This is a genomic window from Streptomyces sp. NPDC023481 (genome assembly GCF_055560195.1).
Map to the genome: position 1 here is coordinate 404787 of NZ_JBVHJE010000002.1, position 16036 is coordinate 420822.

Annotated in this window: 14 protein-coding genes; 6 read left to right on the plus strand and 8 right to left on the minus strand. The window is 74.6% G+C overall.

Annotated features, from left to right (window positions below; translation table 11 throughout):
• Nucleotide 1 precedes the first annotated feature (1 nt).
• Nucleotides 2-895, minus strand: a complete 894-nt coding sequence (locus ACZ3ZD_RS06050) for an ATP-grasp domain-containing protein (protein ID WP_467394014.1) — start codon at nucleotides 893-895, stop codon at nucleotides 2-4.
• 100 nt (nucleotides 896-995) lie between these two features.
• Between ACZ3ZD_RS06050 and ACZ3ZD_RS06055 the strand changes: the two genes are divergently transcribed.
• From ACZ3ZD_RS06055 to ACZ3ZD_RS06075, 5 genes are all read left to right on the plus strand, one after another.
• A complete protein-coding gene (locus tag ACZ3ZD_RS06055; protein ID WP_467394016.1) occupies nucleotides 996-1601 on the plus strand; it encodes an O-methyltransferase in 606 nt (201 codons plus the stop codon).
• Nucleotides 1602-1656: 55 nt separating this feature from the next.
• On the plus strand, nucleotides 1657-3141 hold the full coding sequence (locus ACZ3ZD_RS06060) for an acyl-CoA synthetase (protein ID WP_467394018.1): 1485 nt from the start codon (nucleotides 1657-1659) through the stop codon (nucleotides 3139-3141).
• The gene (locus ACZ3ZD_RS06065; RefSeq protein WP_467394020.1) at nucleotides 3134-4501 is read left to right on the plus strand and encodes a carboxyl transferase domain-containing protein; all 1368 of its coding nucleotides are present in this window, start codon (nucleotides 3134-3136) and stop codon (nucleotides 4499-4501) included. Before ACZ3ZD_RS06060 ends, ACZ3ZD_RS06065 begins: the two co-directional genes overlap by 8 nt.
• A gap of 92 nt (nucleotides 4502-4593) precedes the next feature.
• Nucleotides 4594-4941, plus strand: coding sequence for a CU044_2847 family protein (locus ACZ3ZD_RS06070; protein ID WP_467394023.1), 348 nt, complete (start codon nucleotides 4594-4596; stop codon nucleotides 4939-4941).
• Nucleotides 4942-5159: 218 nt separating this feature from the next.
• On the plus strand, nucleotides 5160-6197 hold the full coding sequence (locus ACZ3ZD_RS06075; protein ID WP_467394025.1) for a rod shape-determining protein: 1038 nt from the start codon (nucleotides 5160-5162) through the stop codon (nucleotides 6195-6197).
• Between the two features lie 25 nt (nucleotides 6198-6222).
• On the opposite strand, the gene ACZ3ZD_RS06080 is transcribed toward ACZ3ZD_RS06075, so the two are convergent.
• Both ACZ3ZD_RS06080 and ACZ3ZD_RS06085 read right to left on the minus strand, forming a co-directional pair.
• Nucleotides 6223-7191: an anti-sigma factor RsbA family regulatory protein gene (locus ACZ3ZD_RS06080; RefSeq protein WP_467394027.1), complete on the minus strand. Its 969-nt coding sequence runs from the start codon at nucleotides 7189-7191 to the stop codon at nucleotides 6223-6225.
• Complete coding sequence (locus ACZ3ZD_RS06085) at nucleotides 7188-7556, minus strand: STAS domain-containing protein (RefSeq protein WP_467394029.1); 369 nt, start codon at nucleotides 7554-7556, stop codon at nucleotides 7188-7190. Before ACZ3ZD_RS06085 ends, ACZ3ZD_RS06080 begins: the two co-directional genes overlap by 4 nt.
• 705 nt (nucleotides 7557-8261) lie before the next feature.
• On the opposite strand from ACZ3ZD_RS06085, the gene ACZ3ZD_RS06090 reads away from it, so the two are divergent.
• On the plus strand, nucleotides 8262-10460 hold the full coding sequence (locus ACZ3ZD_RS06090; protein ID WP_467394031.1) for a BTAD domain-containing putative transcriptional regulator: 2199 nt from the start codon (nucleotides 8262-8264) through the stop codon (nucleotides 10458-10460).
• 68 nt (nucleotides 10461-10528) lie between these two features.
• Here ACZ3ZD_RS06090 and ACZ3ZD_RS06095 read toward each other — a convergent pair whose 3' ends face one another.
• Genes ACZ3ZD_RS06095 through ACZ3ZD_RS06115 form a run of 5 tightly spaced genes read right to left on the minus strand, consistent with a single transcriptional unit; the run spans nucleotide 10529 to nucleotide 15961 of the window.
• Nucleotides 10529-11161 carry a LysE family translocator gene (locus tag ACZ3ZD_RS06095; RefSeq protein ID WP_467394033.1) on the minus strand — a complete coding sequence of 211 codons (633 nt, stop codon included), beginning with the start codon at nucleotides 11159-11161 and terminating at the stop codon, nucleotides 10529-10531.
• The gene (locus tag ACZ3ZD_RS06100; RefSeq protein ID WP_467394035.1) at nucleotides 11158-12432 is read right to left on the minus strand and encodes an ATP-grasp domain-containing protein; all 1275 of its coding nucleotides are present in this window, start codon (nucleotides 12430-12432) and stop codon (nucleotides 11158-11160) included. Before ACZ3ZD_RS06100 ends, ACZ3ZD_RS06095 begins: the two co-directional genes overlap by 4 nt.
• Nucleotides 12419-13375: an alpha/beta hydrolase gene (locus tag ACZ3ZD_RS06105; RefSeq protein ID WP_467394037.1), complete on the minus strand. Its 957-nt coding sequence runs from the start codon at nucleotides 13373-13375 to the stop codon at nucleotides 12419-12421. The genes ACZ3ZD_RS06100 and ACZ3ZD_RS06105 overlap by 14 nt, the downstream gene beginning before the upstream one ends.
• Before the next feature lie 43 nt (nucleotides 13376-13418).
• Nucleotides 13419-14714, minus strand: a complete 1296-nt coding sequence (locus tag ACZ3ZD_RS06110; RefSeq protein ID WP_467394039.1) for an MFS transporter — start codon at nucleotides 14712-14714, stop codon at nucleotides 13419-13421.
• A complete protein-coding gene (locus ACZ3ZD_RS06115) occupies nucleotides 14711-15961 on the minus strand; it encodes an ATP-grasp domain-containing protein (RefSeq protein WP_467394041.1) in 1251 nt (416 codons plus the stop codon). Before ACZ3ZD_RS06115 ends, ACZ3ZD_RS06110 begins: the two co-directional genes overlap by 4 nt.
• Nucleotides 15962-16036 lie beyond the last annotated feature (75 nt).

A 16036-nucleotide genomic window follows, 5' to 3' on the forward strand; every position in this document is an offset into this window, starting at 1 on the left:
CTCAGCGCGACAGGGGGGCCGTCGGGCCCTCGGCCGCCGCGAGGATCGCCCCCGTCACCCGTGGCAGCGAGTCCGGGTGCAGGTGCAGGAACAGGTTAGGCTCGACCAGTTCCAGTTCCATCAGGCAGGGTGCGCCGTCGTCGCCGTCGACCAGGTCGACGCGGGCGTACAGCAGGCCGGGGGCACCGGGTACGGCCCCCAACGCCTTCTCGGCGACCGCGAGTTCGGCGTCGGTGGGCTCCCAGCGCTCCAGGCCGGGGTGGGGCACCTTGTCGGCGTCGTACGGGGTGCCGGGCGACAGGACGGCGCCCTTGCGGCTGGCGTGCAGCAGCCGCCCGCCGAAGAACTGCAGCGCCCGTTCGCCGCCTACGTCGATGCCCGGCATGTACGGCTGCACCATCGCGGTGAGGCCCTCCGCGTGCATGCGCGCCAGGTGCCCTATCGCGGTGTCGTGTTCGGTGGGCAGGTAGCGGGCGGCGAACCGGGCGCCCGCACCCGACGTCGGCTTGATCACGAACTCGTGGCCGGCGGGCAGGGCGGCCGCCTCGCCCGGCGCCGTGTACCGGGTGGGGACGGTGGGGACACCGGCGGCGGCCAGCTCCCCGAGGTAGCGCTTGTCGGCGTTCCATCGCACGACGGGCGCCGGGTTGGCCAGCCGGGTGAGCGCGCCGACCCGGTCGACCCAGGCCCCGAACTCCGCGGCCCGCCAGCTGTAGTCCCAGGTCGAGCGGATCACGACGAGGTCGTACCCGCCCCAGTCCACCGCCGGGTCGTCCCAGTACCGGGCCTCCGCCTCGGCACCGGCGTCCGCGAGCGCCCGCACCAGCACCGGCAGATCGACGTCCCTGCCCGGCTCGGTTCCGGGATCGTAGGTGGCGAGGGCTATCCGGGGCACGGCGGGGCTCCCTGTCGTACGACGGTTCGGTGGTCGCTGCGGTTGCGAGGCTAACAAGCCCCCTGGAAACCGGGCACAGGGACCGGGCAGGATCACGGCCATGGCCCTCACCGGAACACATGCCCACACCTCGGAGCCCCGGCTGCCGCCCCTGGTGCGCACCGCCCTGTCGGCCGCCCTGGAGCAGAACTTCCCCCACTCGTGCCGGCCGGAACAGGGCCGTCTCCTGCACGTGTTGGCGGGCGGCGCGCGGCTGCGCATCGGGGAGACCGGCACCGGTCTCGGGGTCGGGCTGGCCTGGCTGGCGTCGGGGGCCCCGGCCGGTGTGCGGCTGTACGGCGTGGAACGGGAGCCGGAGCGGGCGCGGGGCGCGGCCGGGGTGTTCGCCGGCCGGCCCGAGGTCACCGTGCTCACCGGCGACTGGCGGCGGATCGAGGAGTACGGCCCCTTCGACCTGCTCGTCCTCGACGGCGGCGGGCAGGGCAAGACCCCCGGGGACCCGCCCGCCGACGTGGAGCGGCTGCTGGTGCCGGGCGGGACGGTCGTCGTGGACGACTTCACGCCGGCCACCGGGTGGCCCCCGCTGCACGAGGGCCGGATCGACCGGGCGCGGCTGCACTGGCTGGAGCATCCCGCGCTGCGGGCGGTCGAGCTGCGGATCGCGGCCGGTCTGTGCACGGTCGTCGGGACGCGGGTCCTGGTGTAGTAAGGGTGCTGTCGTCCCCGGCAGTCGGCAGCGCCGACAGTAAGGAGTGCGCCGCGTGTCCTCTCTCTTCCCCGCCCTGGCGGACGGTCCGGCCGAGCGCAGCGAGTCGGGGCTCCCCCCGGACGGAGTCCGGGGGAGGGTCGCCCTGCGGTTCGGGCCCCGGACCCTGACGTACGGCGAACTCGCGGGCGCCGCCGGTGCCCTGGCCGCCCGGATCGACCGGGCCGGGCGGGTCGCGGTGTGGGCCACGCCGGAGCTGGAGACCGCCGTCGCGGTGACCGGCGCGCTGCTCGCCGGGGTGGCCGCGGTGCCGCTCAACCCCAGGTCGGGCGAGAAGGAACTGGCGCACATCCTGTCCGACAGCGCCCCGGCGCTCGTCCTCACCGCCCCCGGCACGCAACTCCCGGCCGTTTTCGGAGACTTGCCCCGCGTCGAGGTCGACGCGTCCGCCTCCGGCGCCCTGCCCGGGGAGCGGGCGGCGGACGGCGACCCGGCGCTGGTCGTCTACACCTCCGGCACCACCGGCCCGCCCAAGGGCGCGGTGCTCCCCCGCCGGGCGCTCGCCGCGACCCTGGACGCGCTCGCCGACGCCTGGCAGTGGACCGGGGACGACGTGCTGGTGCACGGCCTGCCGCTGTTCCACGTGCACGGGCTGGTGCTGGGCGTCCTGGGGCCGCTGCGGCGCGGCGGCTCGGTGCGGCACCTGGGGCGGTTCTCGCCCGAGGGCGTGGCCCGCGAACTGGCCGGCGGCGCGACCATGGTGTTCGGGGTGCCGACGATGTACCACCGGATCGCCGAGGCGCTGCCCGGCGACCCGGAGCTGGCCCGGGCGCTCGCCGGGGCCCGGCTGCTGGTGTCCGGCTCGGCCGCGCTGCCGGTGCACGACCACGAGCGGATCACGGCGGCCACCGGGCGCCGGGTGATCGAGCGGTACGGCATGACGGAGACGCTGATGAACACCGCCGTACGGGCCGACGGCGAGGCCCGGCCCGGCACGGTCGGAGTGCCGCTGCCGGGCGTGGAGCTGCGGCTGGTGGAGGAGGACGGCACGGAGATCGTCGCGTACGACGGGGAGAGCGTCGGCGAGATCCAGGTGCGCGGCCCGAACCTGTTCACCGCCTACCTGAACCGGCCCGACGCCACCGCCGCCGCGTTCACCGCCGACGGGTTCTTCCGCACCGGGGACATGGCCGTGCGCGAGCCCGACGGCTGTGTCCGCATCGTCGGCCGCAAGGCCACCGACCTGATCAAGAGCGGGGGTTACAAGATCGGTGCCGGGGAGATCGAGAACGCGCTGCTGGAGCATCCGGGGGTGCGGGAGGCGGCGGTCACCGGGGAGCCGGACGCCGACCTGGGCGAGCGGATCGTGGCCTGGATCGTCCCGGCGGAGCCGGAATCGCCGCCCGGCGCCGAGGAGTTGGCGGACCATGTGGCCCGGCGGCTCGCCCCGCACAAACGCCCGCGCGTCGTCCGCTACCTGACGGCACTCCCCCGCAACGACATGGGGAAGATCATGAAGCGGGCCCTGGCCGATGCCTGAGCGGCTGTCCGCGCGGGAGGCGCTGGCGCTGGCCGCGGACCCGGGCAGCTTCCGCGAACTGCCCGCGCCGGCCCGGGAGTCACCGCCCGACGGCCCCCTCGGCTGGCAGGGCTACGACGCCTCCCGCGCCCGCGCCGCCGCACGCACCGGCGAGCAGGAGTCGGTCGTCTGCGGCACGGCGGCCGTCGAGGGCACCCGGGCCGTACTGATCTCCTTCGAGTTCGGCTTCCTGGGCGGCTCGCTGGGCCGCGGCACCGGGGACCGGCTGGAGGCGGCGTACACCCACGCCCGCGCGCACCGGCTCCCGGTCGTGCCGTTGATCGCGACCGGGGGCAGCCGAATGCAGGAGGGCATGCTCGCGCTCACCCAACTCCAGCGGGTGGCCCGCCAGTCCGCGCTCACCCGCGAGGCGGGGCTGCCCCAGATCGCGATCCTGCGCGACCCGACCACCGGCGGCGGATGGGCCACCCTCGGCGCCGGTGCGGACGTCGTTCTCGCCCTGCCCGCCGCCCAGGTGGGTTTCGCCGGCTCCCGGGTCCGCCCGCCCGACGCCGACCCGGCCGCGTACACGGCGGAGTCCCAGCTGGCGGCGGGCTCGGTGGACGCGGTGGTGGAACCGGCCGCGCTGCGGGGCGTGCTGGGCGCGTGGCTGCGGCTGCTGTCCCGCGGGACGGGGACCGGTCCAGGCGGTGCGCCCACCGGGGGCGTGGAGCCCGCCCCCGTTCCGGCCGCGCTCGGCGGGGCCGCGCTGCCGGCCACCGGGTGGGACGCCGTACGCCGGGCCCGCGCGGCCGGGCGACCGCGCGCCGGGGCGTATCTGGACGCCTACTTCACCTACCGGACGGCCCTCGTCGGGGACCGGTGCGGCGGTGCCGATCCCGACGGCATGCTGTGCGGGTTCGGCGAGCGGGACGGCCGTACCGTGGCGTACGCGGCGCAGACGGGGGCGGCGACCCGGCCCGCCGGGTACCGCACCGCGGTCCGGCTGATCCGGCTGGCGGACCGGCTCGGCATCCCCGTGCTGACACTGGTGGACACCCCGGGTGCCGCGAACGACGCGGAGGCGGAACGGCAGGGCGCCGGCGCGGCGATCGCCGAGCTGTTCGGCGCCGTCGCCGCCGCCCGGGTACCGATCAGCACCCTCGTCATCGGCGAGGGCGGCTCCGGTGGCGCCCTCGCGCTGGCCGCGCCCGGCAACACCTGGGCCACGCCGGACAGTTACTTCTCGGTGATCGCCCCGGAACTCGCCGCGGCCATCCTCAAGCGCCCGCCGCGGGAGGCGGAGGCGACCGCGGACCAGCTGCGCATCCGGCCGCAGGACCTGGTGGAGCTGGGGGTGGTCCGGGGCATCAGTTGGTGAGCGACGCTGACGGAAAGACGCCGGGCCGGCTTCTCGCCGGGCTCCTACCATGAGGGGGATCACTGGTCGGCTACCACGGGGGGCGAGCCACGATGGACGGGTTGGTCGAGTTCAGGACCGAGGACGGCGCGCGCGTCGTGGTGGAGGAGGCCGGCACCCGCTCGGGGACCCGCCTCGTCTCACGCGGCGACGGACCGGCCCAGGCCGCGCGCACCTTCGAGGGTGCGCTGGACGGCGTACGGGCGGCGGCGGCGGCCGCGCTGCGCGTCTTCCGGGACGGCACCCTGCGCCCCGACACGGTGGAGATCGAGTTCGGCGTACGCCTCTCGGCAGAGGCCGGCGCGGTCATCGCCAAGGGATCGACGGAGGGCCACCTGGTCGTGAAGCTCAGCTGGTCCCCGGACCGGCAGCCGGCGGAGACGGGGCCGGCGCCGGCCTGAAGGCCTGCCCCGGTGGCGGGGGCACCGGCTGCTCGCCTGCACCCCGTCCGGTGCCTTCGGCGTGGCGACACTCCGGTACGGGGCGGAAATACGCCCGTTCAGCGGCGCCCCGGGCGGGCGCGCACAGCGGGCGGCCGGTTCCGGGGCCGCGCAGGATGCCAGTGAGCCCGCCGAACAGGCGGGGACCTCAAGGCCCCGCGCCCTCGGGAGGATCCGTCGTGACCGTCAGCCTGGAGCAGTTGCGCCGCTGCCATTTCGCCGTCGACCTGGGGGCGGCCCGCACCCGGGTCTATGTGAAGGGCGCCGGCCTGGTCGTGGACCAGCCCTCGGTCGCGGCCGTGAACACCCGTACCGGCGCGCTCATCGCCGTGGGCGAGTTCGCGGAGAAGATGACGGGGCGCACCCCGGACTACATCAGGGTCGTACGGCCGGTCTCCGGCGGCACGGTGGTGGACATCGAGATGGCCCAGCGGATGCTGCGCCACCTCCTCGGCGACAAGATGCGCCGGGCGCTGCGCCGCAAGCCCCGGCTGCGCGCGGCGGCCTGCGCCCCGCACGACGCCGATCCGCTGGCCCAGCGGGCGACCATCGAGACCCTGGTCGGGCTGGGCGCCCGACGGGTGGAGCTGGTCGACACGCTGATCGCCGCCGCCGTGGGGTGCGGGCTGCCGGTGGAGCGGCCCGAGGCCACCATGGTCCTGGTGTGCGGGGCGGCGGCGACCCAGGTCGCGGTGCTCTCGCTGGGCTCCATCGTGACCGCCGAGCGGATCCCGGTGGGTGGCGAGGCCGTCGACCACGCGATCGTGCAGCACCTGCGGCACGCGCACGCGCTGATGCTGCCCAGCCAGTCGGTACGGCCGCTGCAGCTGGCCCTGTCCGGCAACGGGCTCACCCCGCACGGCCCGGCGTCCACCGAGATCCACGGCCGCGACGTGGCGACGGGGCTCGCGCGCAGCGTCCGGGTGGACACCGCCGCGGTGCGCGACGCGATCCAGACCCCGCTGACGGCCGTCCTGGACGCCATCGGCAAGGTGCTGCGCGACTGCCCGCCCGACCTGGTGGCCGACCTCGCCGACCGGGGCATCATGATGGTCGGCGGTTCGGCGCTGCTGCCCGGGTTCGACCAGATGCTGCGGCAGGCCACGGGGATGCCGGTGCACATCGCCGAGCGGCCCGACGTGTGCGCCGCGCAGGGCCTGGGCGCGATGCTGGAGGGCCGGATCGAACCGCTGGTGCTGAACCCGCTCGCCGCCTGAGGCGACCGAGGGGGCGGCGGTCGCCTCAGCGGCCCAGGTAGGAGCGGATCGTCGTACCCTCCGGGCCGGTGTGGGTGCGCACCAGGTCGGACAACAGGTTGACGAGCAGCAGTCCGCGTCCGCCGCGCTGGTCGCGGGCGGCGGGACGGCGGCCGGCCAGCACGTCGGTGAGGCGGCCCTTGTCGCGGACCTCGCACAGCACGTACCCGTCCTCGGACCACACGGTCAGCGCGCCCGTGCCGCCGCCGTGGACCACGCTGTTCGTGGTCAGCTCGGCGGTGATCAGCGCCAGGTTCTCCAGGCCGAGGCCGGCGAGGCCCAGCCGGGCGCCGTGGCCGGTGGCCAGGTGCCGTACGGCGGACAGGGACTCCTCGTCGAAGGCGACGGCGAGCACACCGGGGCCGGGGCCGGGGGCGGCCGGCAGCGGCTCGTTGTAGCGGGAGACCACGCCGTCGGGGTCGTAGGCCGCGCTGGCGCGTTCGGCGGCGGAACCGGCGGGGATGACGACGGGGTGGGTGGCGTGCGCGTCGGCGAGGACCCGCTCGTCCAGGCTGGAGGTGTCGTACGGGCACAGGATGGTGACCTCGCGGCCCTGGAACGCCGCGTTGATCAGCGCCTCGTGCTGGGCGCAGGCCGGGTACTCGGCCGGGCTGCGGCCCGCCCAGATCGGCTCGCCGATGATGTGGACGCGCCGGCCGGGCGGCTGGGCGTCGGCGAAGGCGCGCAGCACGCCGGGGATGATCCGGCCGGGGTTGCGTCCGGCGTCCCGCATGTCCAGGAAGCGCACGGCGGCGCCGTCGGCCCCCAGCTCGTCCTGGATCAGCCGCAGGTTGTCGCCGGGTACGGCGACCGCGACCGGCTCGTCCGCCGCGAGCGCCGCGCGCACGAAGGGCACGGTGCCGGCCAGGTACTCCCGGGTGTCGCCGTAGAACAGCGCGGGGTGCGCGAACGGGTCGGTGTGGCCACGGTCCACGGCCTCGGACGTTCTGGTCATGGCGCCGACACCTCGATCCCCGGCAGGCCGGGCCACAGCAGCTCCAGTATCCGCGGTACGGCGTCCGGTGGCCGGTCCAGGACCAGCCGGCGCCGCCCGCCGAGGCCGCGGGCGGCGGCCGCCAGCGCCCCGACACCCGCGACGTCGACGAAGGTCAACGCGGAAAGCTCCAAGTAGTACACGTCCTCGCCCTCGCGAACGACCCGCTCCAGTGCGCGTTCCCAGATGCCGCGCGTCGGCAGGCTCACCTCGCCCGCCGCCCGGAAACCGGTCCGCCCGTCCAGCGGGTACACGTCGAGCCGCGGTGTCGCGGGCATCGGCTCGGCGGCGACCGGTACGGGCCGCGCCGGCTCCGGTCCGCTCACGTCGCCTCCCGGCCGCGCAGGTACATGGGCCTCCAGTATGCGCCTCCCCCGCCCGGCCGGGGTGTGGGGCCGGACACGGGGGCGGACCGGGAGCGGGCGATGCGTGGAGAAACGTGAGGAAACATCCCATACAGGCGAAACCCGGCCCGCCGCGCCCGGAGTTCGGGGAGCCGAGTCCGCCCCCCCCTCGTGGGAGGCACTGCGGCCCGCACCGGCCGACGCGGGCCGCGCCGTCAGTACGGCAGGATGCGCCCGGACGGGGTCCTGCGGTCGATCTCCTGCCCGCGCGGCACGGCGGGCCGCCGGCTGACACGTACCCGGATCCGACGGTCCATGACGCCCTCCTCCTGCCGACACCGCCCGGCTGGACGCCGGTAGGTGGTCCGTGCCCAGGACATGACCGGTTCAAGCCTGGACGGGCCAAGTCGTTCGCCGCCCGGCGTCCGGTCCCGGACGGTCCCGGCGACCCCCCGTCCGCACACCGCCACCCCGCCGCGCCCCGCGCGCATTTCATCCGGCCCGCACTTGTCAATAGTGGTTTCCGGTCAATGAGTTAGAGGCGCCTGGTTTACGCCACCTTGAATATGCGTTGGCCCTATTCGGAGTTAACTCGGTGTCATTTGCGCCACCGGGCCATTCGACTTACGATCGCCAGCATTCGAGCACTGCCAGGGGCCTGAATCATGACGCGGCACCGGGGGGGGCATGCCGTACCTTCGAACCACCGGAACTGTCACAGATCGTCCGATCCACCCGAGGCCATCGCTTCCCTTCCGCATCCAGGTCCGGACGTTCCGGGAGCGCACGGGCCTGACCCAGCGGGAGTTCGCCGAGCTGTCCGGGATCAGTGTGCGCGCCCTGCGCGACATCGAGAGCGGCCGGGTGGAGCAGCCCCAGGCCCGTACCCTGCGGCGGCTGGCCGACGTCCTCGGTCTCGAGGTCGACGACATCCGGCATTCCGTGTCACGAAGCCGGAAACCCGTGCCCCGGGGCGAACCGGGCCTGTGCATCGGCATTCTCGGCGCCCTCACCATCTACCGCGGCGGCACGGTGACCGAAGTGCGCGCCGGCAAGCTGCGCCGGTTATTGTCCCTGCTGGCGCTGTGCCATCCGGAGTCCGCCAGTCTGGACGAGATAGGCCGGACGCTCTGGCCGAAGGAACCGCCCCGCTCGTACCAGAACCTGATCCACACCTATGTGAGCCAGGCACGCGGGCTGTTGCGCTGCCCCGGTTCCGGTTCCGCGGACCAGGCCCCCTCGTGCCTGGTCCGCACCCCGATCGGGTACGCGCTGTCCCTCGGACGCGACCAGGTCGACCTGACCCGTTTCCAGGGCCTGGCGGACATGGCGCGGCGGGCCCACGCCGACGGCGACACCACGGCCGCCTACGAGTTCGCCAGCCAGGCCCACCGCTGCTGGCGCGGCCCGGTCCTGTCCGACGAACCCCAGCTGGCGCTGCATCCGGCGGCCACGGCGGCGACCCGGCAGCGGACCGAGAACCTGCTGCTGTACGCGGACCTGGCGCTGCGGTTCCGGCAGCCGGAGCTGGTGGTGCCCGCCCTGTACACCGCCGCCGAGGAGGAGCCGCTGAACGAGCGGCTGCAGGGGCGGCTGATGCTGGCGCTGGCCTGCTGCGGCGAACAGTCCGAGGCACTGCGGGTGTTCACCGAGGTCGGCCGGCGGCTCGACGCCGAACTGGGCCTCCAGCCCGGCCCGGAGCTGCGCCAGGCCCAGGTGCAGGTCCTGCAACAGCAGCTCACCGGCCCCGCGGGCGACGGGCCGGCCCGGCGGACGGCACCGGCCCCGCGGGAGACCACACCGCCGGCCCCGTCGGCCATGCCGGTCCCGTCCGAGCCGTCCGAGGTCCGGCCGTCCCAACTGCCGGGGCTGAATCGGCACTTCGTGGGACGTACCGCACAGCTCCGGGAGCTGGACCGGTTGCTCCTCGCCCCGGGCGAGCGGGACGGGCAGGTCCCCGCGGCGCTGATCACCGGACCGCCCGGCGTGGGCAAGACGGCGATCGCGCTGCGCTGGGCGCACCGGATGCTCGACCGCTTCCCGGACGGCCAGCTCTACGCCGACCTGAAGGGCCACGCCCGGCAGCGCCCGCCGGACGCCCTGGAGGCGATGTCCTCGTTCCTGCGCGCCCTCGGCGTCCCCGGGGACCGTATCCCCGGCACCCTCGGCGAGGCGACGAACCTGTACCGCACCCGGTTGTCCGGCCGGCGCGTGCTGGTCGTGCTGGACGACGCGTGGGACGAGGAGCAGATCCGGCCCCTGATCCCCGGGGACGCGGGCTGCGCCGTGCTCGTCACCAGCCGCAACGCCCTGCCCGACCTGACCGCCCGGGAGGGTGCCCAGCGGGTCGCCGTCGACGGGCTGGACGACGACGAGACGCTGGCGCTGCTCGGCCGGCTGCTGGGTCCCGAGCGCGTCGGCCGGGAGTCCCTCGCCGCCCTGAACCTGGGCAAGTACTGCGGTGGTCTGCCGCTGGTGCTGCGGATCCTGTCGACACGGCTGGCGCAGCACCCCGGTCTGGGGATCGCCCAGTACTACGTCGAGTTGCAGGCCGGCGGGCAGATGCGGCAGACCTGCGACGCCCGGGACAGCCTGCTGTGCTCGGTCGAGGCGGCCTTCGAGCCGTCCTACACGGCGCTGCCCGAGGCGGTCCGCCGGGTGTTCCGGCTGCTCGGCCGGACCAGGGGGACCGACGTCACCGCGTACACCATGGAGGAGCTGGCGGGCCTGACCCCGGGCGAGGCCCGGTGGGCCCTGTGCCGCCTGGCCGACGCGAGCCTGGTGCGCGAGCACGCGCTCGGCCGGTTCGACGTGCCCGCCCCGCTGCTGCGGTACGCGAGGACGCTGCACGGCCCGGAGGGGGCGGAGCCGGTCCGGACGGCCTGAGGACCGGGCTCCGGTTCCGCTTCCGGTTCCCGTTCCGGCACCGGCACCGGCCCGGCCGTGGGGCGTCCTCATCCGCCCACCGCCAGGCGCACCGCGAAGACGCCGAAGACGACGGCGGTCAGCCCGTTGGTGAGCCGCTGGGCCCGCGCCGAGTACAGGTGCCGGGACAGCCGGTGCACCAGCTTCGTCCACAGCAGCAGCCAGGCCAGGACGAGGGCCAGGTAGCAGCCGGCCAGGACCGCCACCCCGGTGGCCGGGTGCACGCCGGCCGGCACGAACTGGGGCAGGAACGCCATCAGGAAGATGCCGACCTTGGGGTTGGAGCCGGTGCACAGCAGCCCCAGTGCGAAGGACCTCCCCCGGCCGCGCGGGGTGCCCGGCGCCTCCGTCGGCGTGCCGGACGCCGTGACGGCGGAGGCGGCGAGGGCCGCGCGCAGGGCGCGGTACCCCCAGACGAGCAGGACGGCGGCGCCCGCCCAGCGGAAGGCGGCGAACAGGTCCGGGCGGGCGGCGAGCAGCGCGCTCAGGCCCAGGGCGCCCAGCGCCGCCTGGAGGGCTCCCGCCGTGATCATCCCGAACGCGGCGGGAGTCGCGGTGCGCGGGGAGCCGGTGAGCACCAGGCGGGTGATCAGGGCCAGGTCGGGGCCCGGCGCCATGATCACCACCAGGGAACTCGCCAGGAAGGCGAGCGCATGGATCATGGGTCCGTGATGGACAGCCGCTGCTCCAGGGCGCGCACGGCCCGGTAGTCCCGCTCGATCTGCTCCGGGTCCGGGTGGGCGAGGATCACGAACCCGAAGTCGAGGCTGTCGACCAGGTCCTTGGTGACGTGGACCCGGTCACCGTCGGACAGGTTCTGCACCGAGAAGTGGTGGCTCGGCAATGTCCGGATCTCGTCCAGGACCGCGGTGCCGTGCACCGTCCCGGAGCGGCGGGCCATGTGGAAGACGCACATCTGGTGGGTCAGCAGTTCGTAGCTCTGCGGCAGTTCGCCGCCGGTGAGCCAGCGCACCGTCCGGTCGATCTGGCTGTCGCCGGTGGCGTTGCGGTTGAACCGCGGGTGGCCGCCGCCGTGCGGACGGGCGCCCAGCTCGATGAGCAGCGGGCCGTCGGCGGTGTCCATCACCTCGACGTGGGCGGAGCCGAAGCGGATGCCCACCGCGTCCAGCACCCCGAAGACGTACTCCGTCAGCGCGGCCACGGCCGGGTCGCCCGGGGGCAGCCAGCGCATGGTGTCGTAGACGGCCATGTGCGGGCCGTTGTCGACCTTGCCGTAGGCGCACACGTCGACCAGGGAGTGCTTGCCGTCGTGGCTGAAGGTGTCCACCACGTATTCCGTGCCGGTGACGAACTTCTGCACGATGAGCCGGTCGTCGACCTCGCCGAACTGGTTGACCCGGCCGAGCTGCCGCTCGAACACGGCCCGCCAGTCCGCCCCGCCGGGCACCTTGGTCACGCCGTCGGTGCTGGCGCTCTTGGGCGGCTTGATCACGAGGTCGGCCCCGGTCAGGCCCTCGCGCTCGAGCCAGGCGGCCGCCTCCTCGACGTCGGCGGTGCACAGTTGCGGGATGACCGGCAGTCCGGCGGCCCGTACGGCGGCGGCCATCCGGCTCTTGTCCCGGCGGGCCCCGGCCAGGGCGGGTACGTTGCTCAGGCCGGGCAGCACCCGCGGGGAGAGCCGTTCGGCCAGTTCGACACCCGACTCGCAGCCCGCGATGACACAGCGCGGGTCCAGCGCCCGGACCCGCTCCACGACCTCGTCCAGATCACCGTCGTAGGTGATGACGTCGGGGAAGTCCCCGGGCCGGTAGGAGGAGGCGAACGCCTCGGGCGGGCGGGCGCTGGTGACGACCGCCGCGACCGGGACGCCCCGCGCGCGCAGGGCGTCGGCGAAGAGGGCACCGGAGGAGTAGGGGTCGACGACGACACAGGGGCCGGCCCCGGGCAGGTCGCGCGGGTCAGCGTCCGTCATCGACGCTCTCCTTCCGGGCCAGCGCGGACACGGCGGCGCAGTAGCGGGCGAAGAACCGCGCCGCGGGCTCGCTGACCCGCCGGGCGCGCACCGGGGCGTGCACCATGCCCTCCTCCCGGACATAGGTGACCGGTGTGCCGTGCTCCTTGAGCAGCGCGGTGTACTTCTCCGCGTCCACGCACAGGGAGTCCATCGCGCAGCCGACGACGTAGGCCGGCGGCAGGTCGTGGAAGGCCCCGCCGAGCAGCGGGGAGACGTAGGCGTTCGCGGCCTGTTCCGGCTTCGGGCAGTAGCAGGCGGTGTAGAACTCCATCTCGCCGCCGGACAGCAGGGGCGCGTCCTCGCCGCCGTCGCGCCAGCGGGTGAAGTCCAGCACCGGGCTGATCACCGCCTGGCCGCGCAGCCGGGGGCCGCCGCGGTCGCGGGCCATCATCGACAGCACCACCGCCATGTTGGCCCCCGAGCTCTCCCCGCAGACCACCGCGCCGTCCGGGTCGAGGTCGCCGAGGCCCAGCGCGGGCAGGGCGGCGAGGGTGCCGCACAGTCCCGCGTAGCAGTCCTCCAGCGGGCCGGGGAACGGGTTCTCCGGGGCCATGCCGAAGTCCAGCGCGACCGTCACCAGGCCGGTGCGGTCGGCGAGTTCGGCGACCAGGCTGTGGTGGCTGTGCAGCGAGCCGATGACGAAGCCGCCGCCGCGGATGTAGAACAGCACGGCGTCGCCGGTGCGTTCGGCCGGCTCGTAGATCCGGATCCGGGCCGTGCGGCCCTCGTGCTCCACGGTGGCGTCCCGGTGCCGGACGCCCTCGGGGACGGGGATGGGGAGGACCTCGGTCAGCCCGTCGTACAGGACCCGCTGCCGGTCGACGGGGTAGGTGTAGAAGTCCGGCGGCAGCGCGCCGTTGACCGTCTCCACGAACTTCTCTATGCCATCTGCGTAGGCCATGCGCGGCTCGCTCGCTTCCGAATCCAGGGTGCGGTGGGGCGGTTCAGGGGGTGTCGGCGGCGACCGGTCCGCCGCGCCCGGCCGTCGTGTCGTCGGCCGGTGCGGGGTCCGCGCCGGGGTCCGTGCGGCGCTCGCTCATGCCGGCCAGGGCGGCCGCCACAGCGCCCACGGTCAGCAGCCCGGACAGCCACCACACGGACGCGTGGGACATCTGCCAGGCGGCGACGCCGAGCACGGGGCCGACCGCGTAACCGATCTGCATCGGGAAGGCGGCGGCGGCGATGTAGCGGCCGCGCAGGTGCTCGGGGGCGACCTTGCCCGGCCAGGCCGAGGCGGTGGGCGTGCCGATCATCTCGCCGGCCGTCCACACCACGGTCGCCACGACGTACATGGCCATGGCGGGCCCGGCCACGTACAGGTTCATGCCGACGCCGACCAGGCCGACGCCGAGCGCCACGGCGACCTTGCCGGGCAGGTGCTGCACGTACTTGGTGAACAGCAGCTCCAGGCAGATGACCATGACGGCGTTGAGCGACAGCAGGCTGGAGTAGAAGGCCACGCTGTGCCCGTCGGCCTTGATCTGGAGCGGCAGGGCGGAGGTGTGCTGGATGTAGACGACGGCGTTGAGGAAGAGCGCCAGCAGGAACAGCACGTACCGGGTGTCCCGCAGCACGGCGGCGTACGACCGGTTCGGCGCGTCGGCGTGCTGCTCGGCCTGCTTCGCCATGCCCCCGGAGCGCGCCAGGACCAGGGCGAAGGTGGCGAACACGAGCTGTGCGCCCGCCTCCAGATCGAAGATCAGGTTGTACGAGTGGCTGATGAGCAGGGCGCCGAGCAGCGGGCCCACCGTGGTGCCGAGGTTGAACGCCATGCGGTAGACGGCGAACACCATCACGTGGTGGTGCGCGGGGGTGCGCTCCACCAGCAGCGCGGAGGAGGCCGGCCGGTACATCTGCGCCAGCAGACCGATGACCGCGGCCACCGCGATGACCAGGGGCAGGCTGTCCAGGTGGGGCAGGCTCAGCGTGCCCAGCCCGGCGAGCGCCATGGATCCGACGATCGTCCACGCGTAGCCGATGCGGTCGGACGCCGAGCCGCCCACCAGCACGCCGATGACCGAACCCAGGCCGTAGGCGCCGAGCGCGAACCCGGCCTCGGTCGCGGAGAACCCCTTGGCCGTCAGGTAGAGCACCAGGTAGATCTGGAGGAAGTTGCCGAGCCGGTTGACCAGCATGCCGACGAGCACGAGCCAGATGGGGCCCGGGATCCCGCGCAGGGCCTCCAGGACCGAGGGCCGGCCCGCCTCGCCCGGCTCGGCGGGCGTCTGTCCGGTCGTCATCGGGGCGGCTCCGCCACCGGGCGGCCCGCGAGTTCCACGATCTCCGGTGCCTTCAGCAGGGCCGCCCGCGCCTCTTCCATGGTGTCGGCGAGGGCGATGACCCGGGCGTACCGGGAGATGTAGCCGCGCGGCGGCAGCCGCAGCACGGCTCCCGGGTCGGTCATGGGGTCGGCGCTGTGGAGGTGGGGCGGGAACCGGTCCTCGTGGACGGTCACCGACTCGATCTCGGTGTCCCGCTCGGGGTACAGGAAGGTGATCGCCGCGGCCCGCTGCCGGCTCGGGGTGGTCTCGGGGCGCCGGCCCGCCGCGGCGTCGGCCGCCGCCATCGCGATGTCGACGCCGGTGGCCAGCTCGCCGAGGTAGGGGATCATGTCGCCGCCGAGGCGGGCGTTGACCTCCATCAGGCGGGGGCCGTCGGCGGTGAGCCGGAACTCGGTGTGGCTGACGCCGGTGTGGAAGCCCAGCGCGGCGTGGCTGGCCCGCAGCGCCTCGATCAGCCGCGGGTCGGACAGCAGCGGGTCGGCCGCGTCGACCTCGTGCCCGGTCTCCTCGAAGAAGGGTTCGAGCCCGACCTTCTTGCGGGCCACCGCCAGCGGGGTGCCCTCGCCCTCGAAGAAGACGGCGTCGACGCTGATCTCGGGCCCGTCGACGTACTCCTCGACCAGCACCGACACCTCGAAGACGGGCACGCCCGGGTAGGAGACGCCGGTCGCCGCGCGGTAGGCGCTCTCCACCTCGTCGGGTCCGTCGGCCCGGCGTACGCCCATCCCGCCGGCGAGTCCGCGCGGCTTGAGCACGACCGGGAAGCCGATCTTGTCCGCCGCCTCCCGGGCCTCGGTCAGGGAGCGCACGCCGATGGAGACGGGCTGGGCGACCCCGGCCCGCTCCAGCGCGGTCCGCGTGGCGTTCTTGTCCCGGCAGGCGGCCACGGTGTCGGGCGAGTTCCCCGGCAGCCCCAGCGCCTCGGACACATGGGCGGCCGGGGTGACCAGGCCCTCGTCGTAGCAGAACACGCCGGTCACCTCGTGCTCGGCGGCCACCTGGCGGGCGGCCGCCACGAGGAGTTCGGGACGGGTGTTGTCCACCTGGGTACTGCCGACGACGTAGGGCTCCTCCCAGGTCACCGGCGCCGGCTGGAGCAGCCAGAGCGCGTAGCGCCGGCTCACCGATCGCAGGATGAACTCCCGGCTGCGCCGCGAGCTGCTGCCGATCAGCAGCAGCAGCGGCTTGTCACCGTCCCTGCCCATGTTCCGCTCTCCTCACATGTGGTCACTCGTGGGCCGGTCCGCGGGCCGCGCGGGCCGCGGACCGGCCGTCTGTAG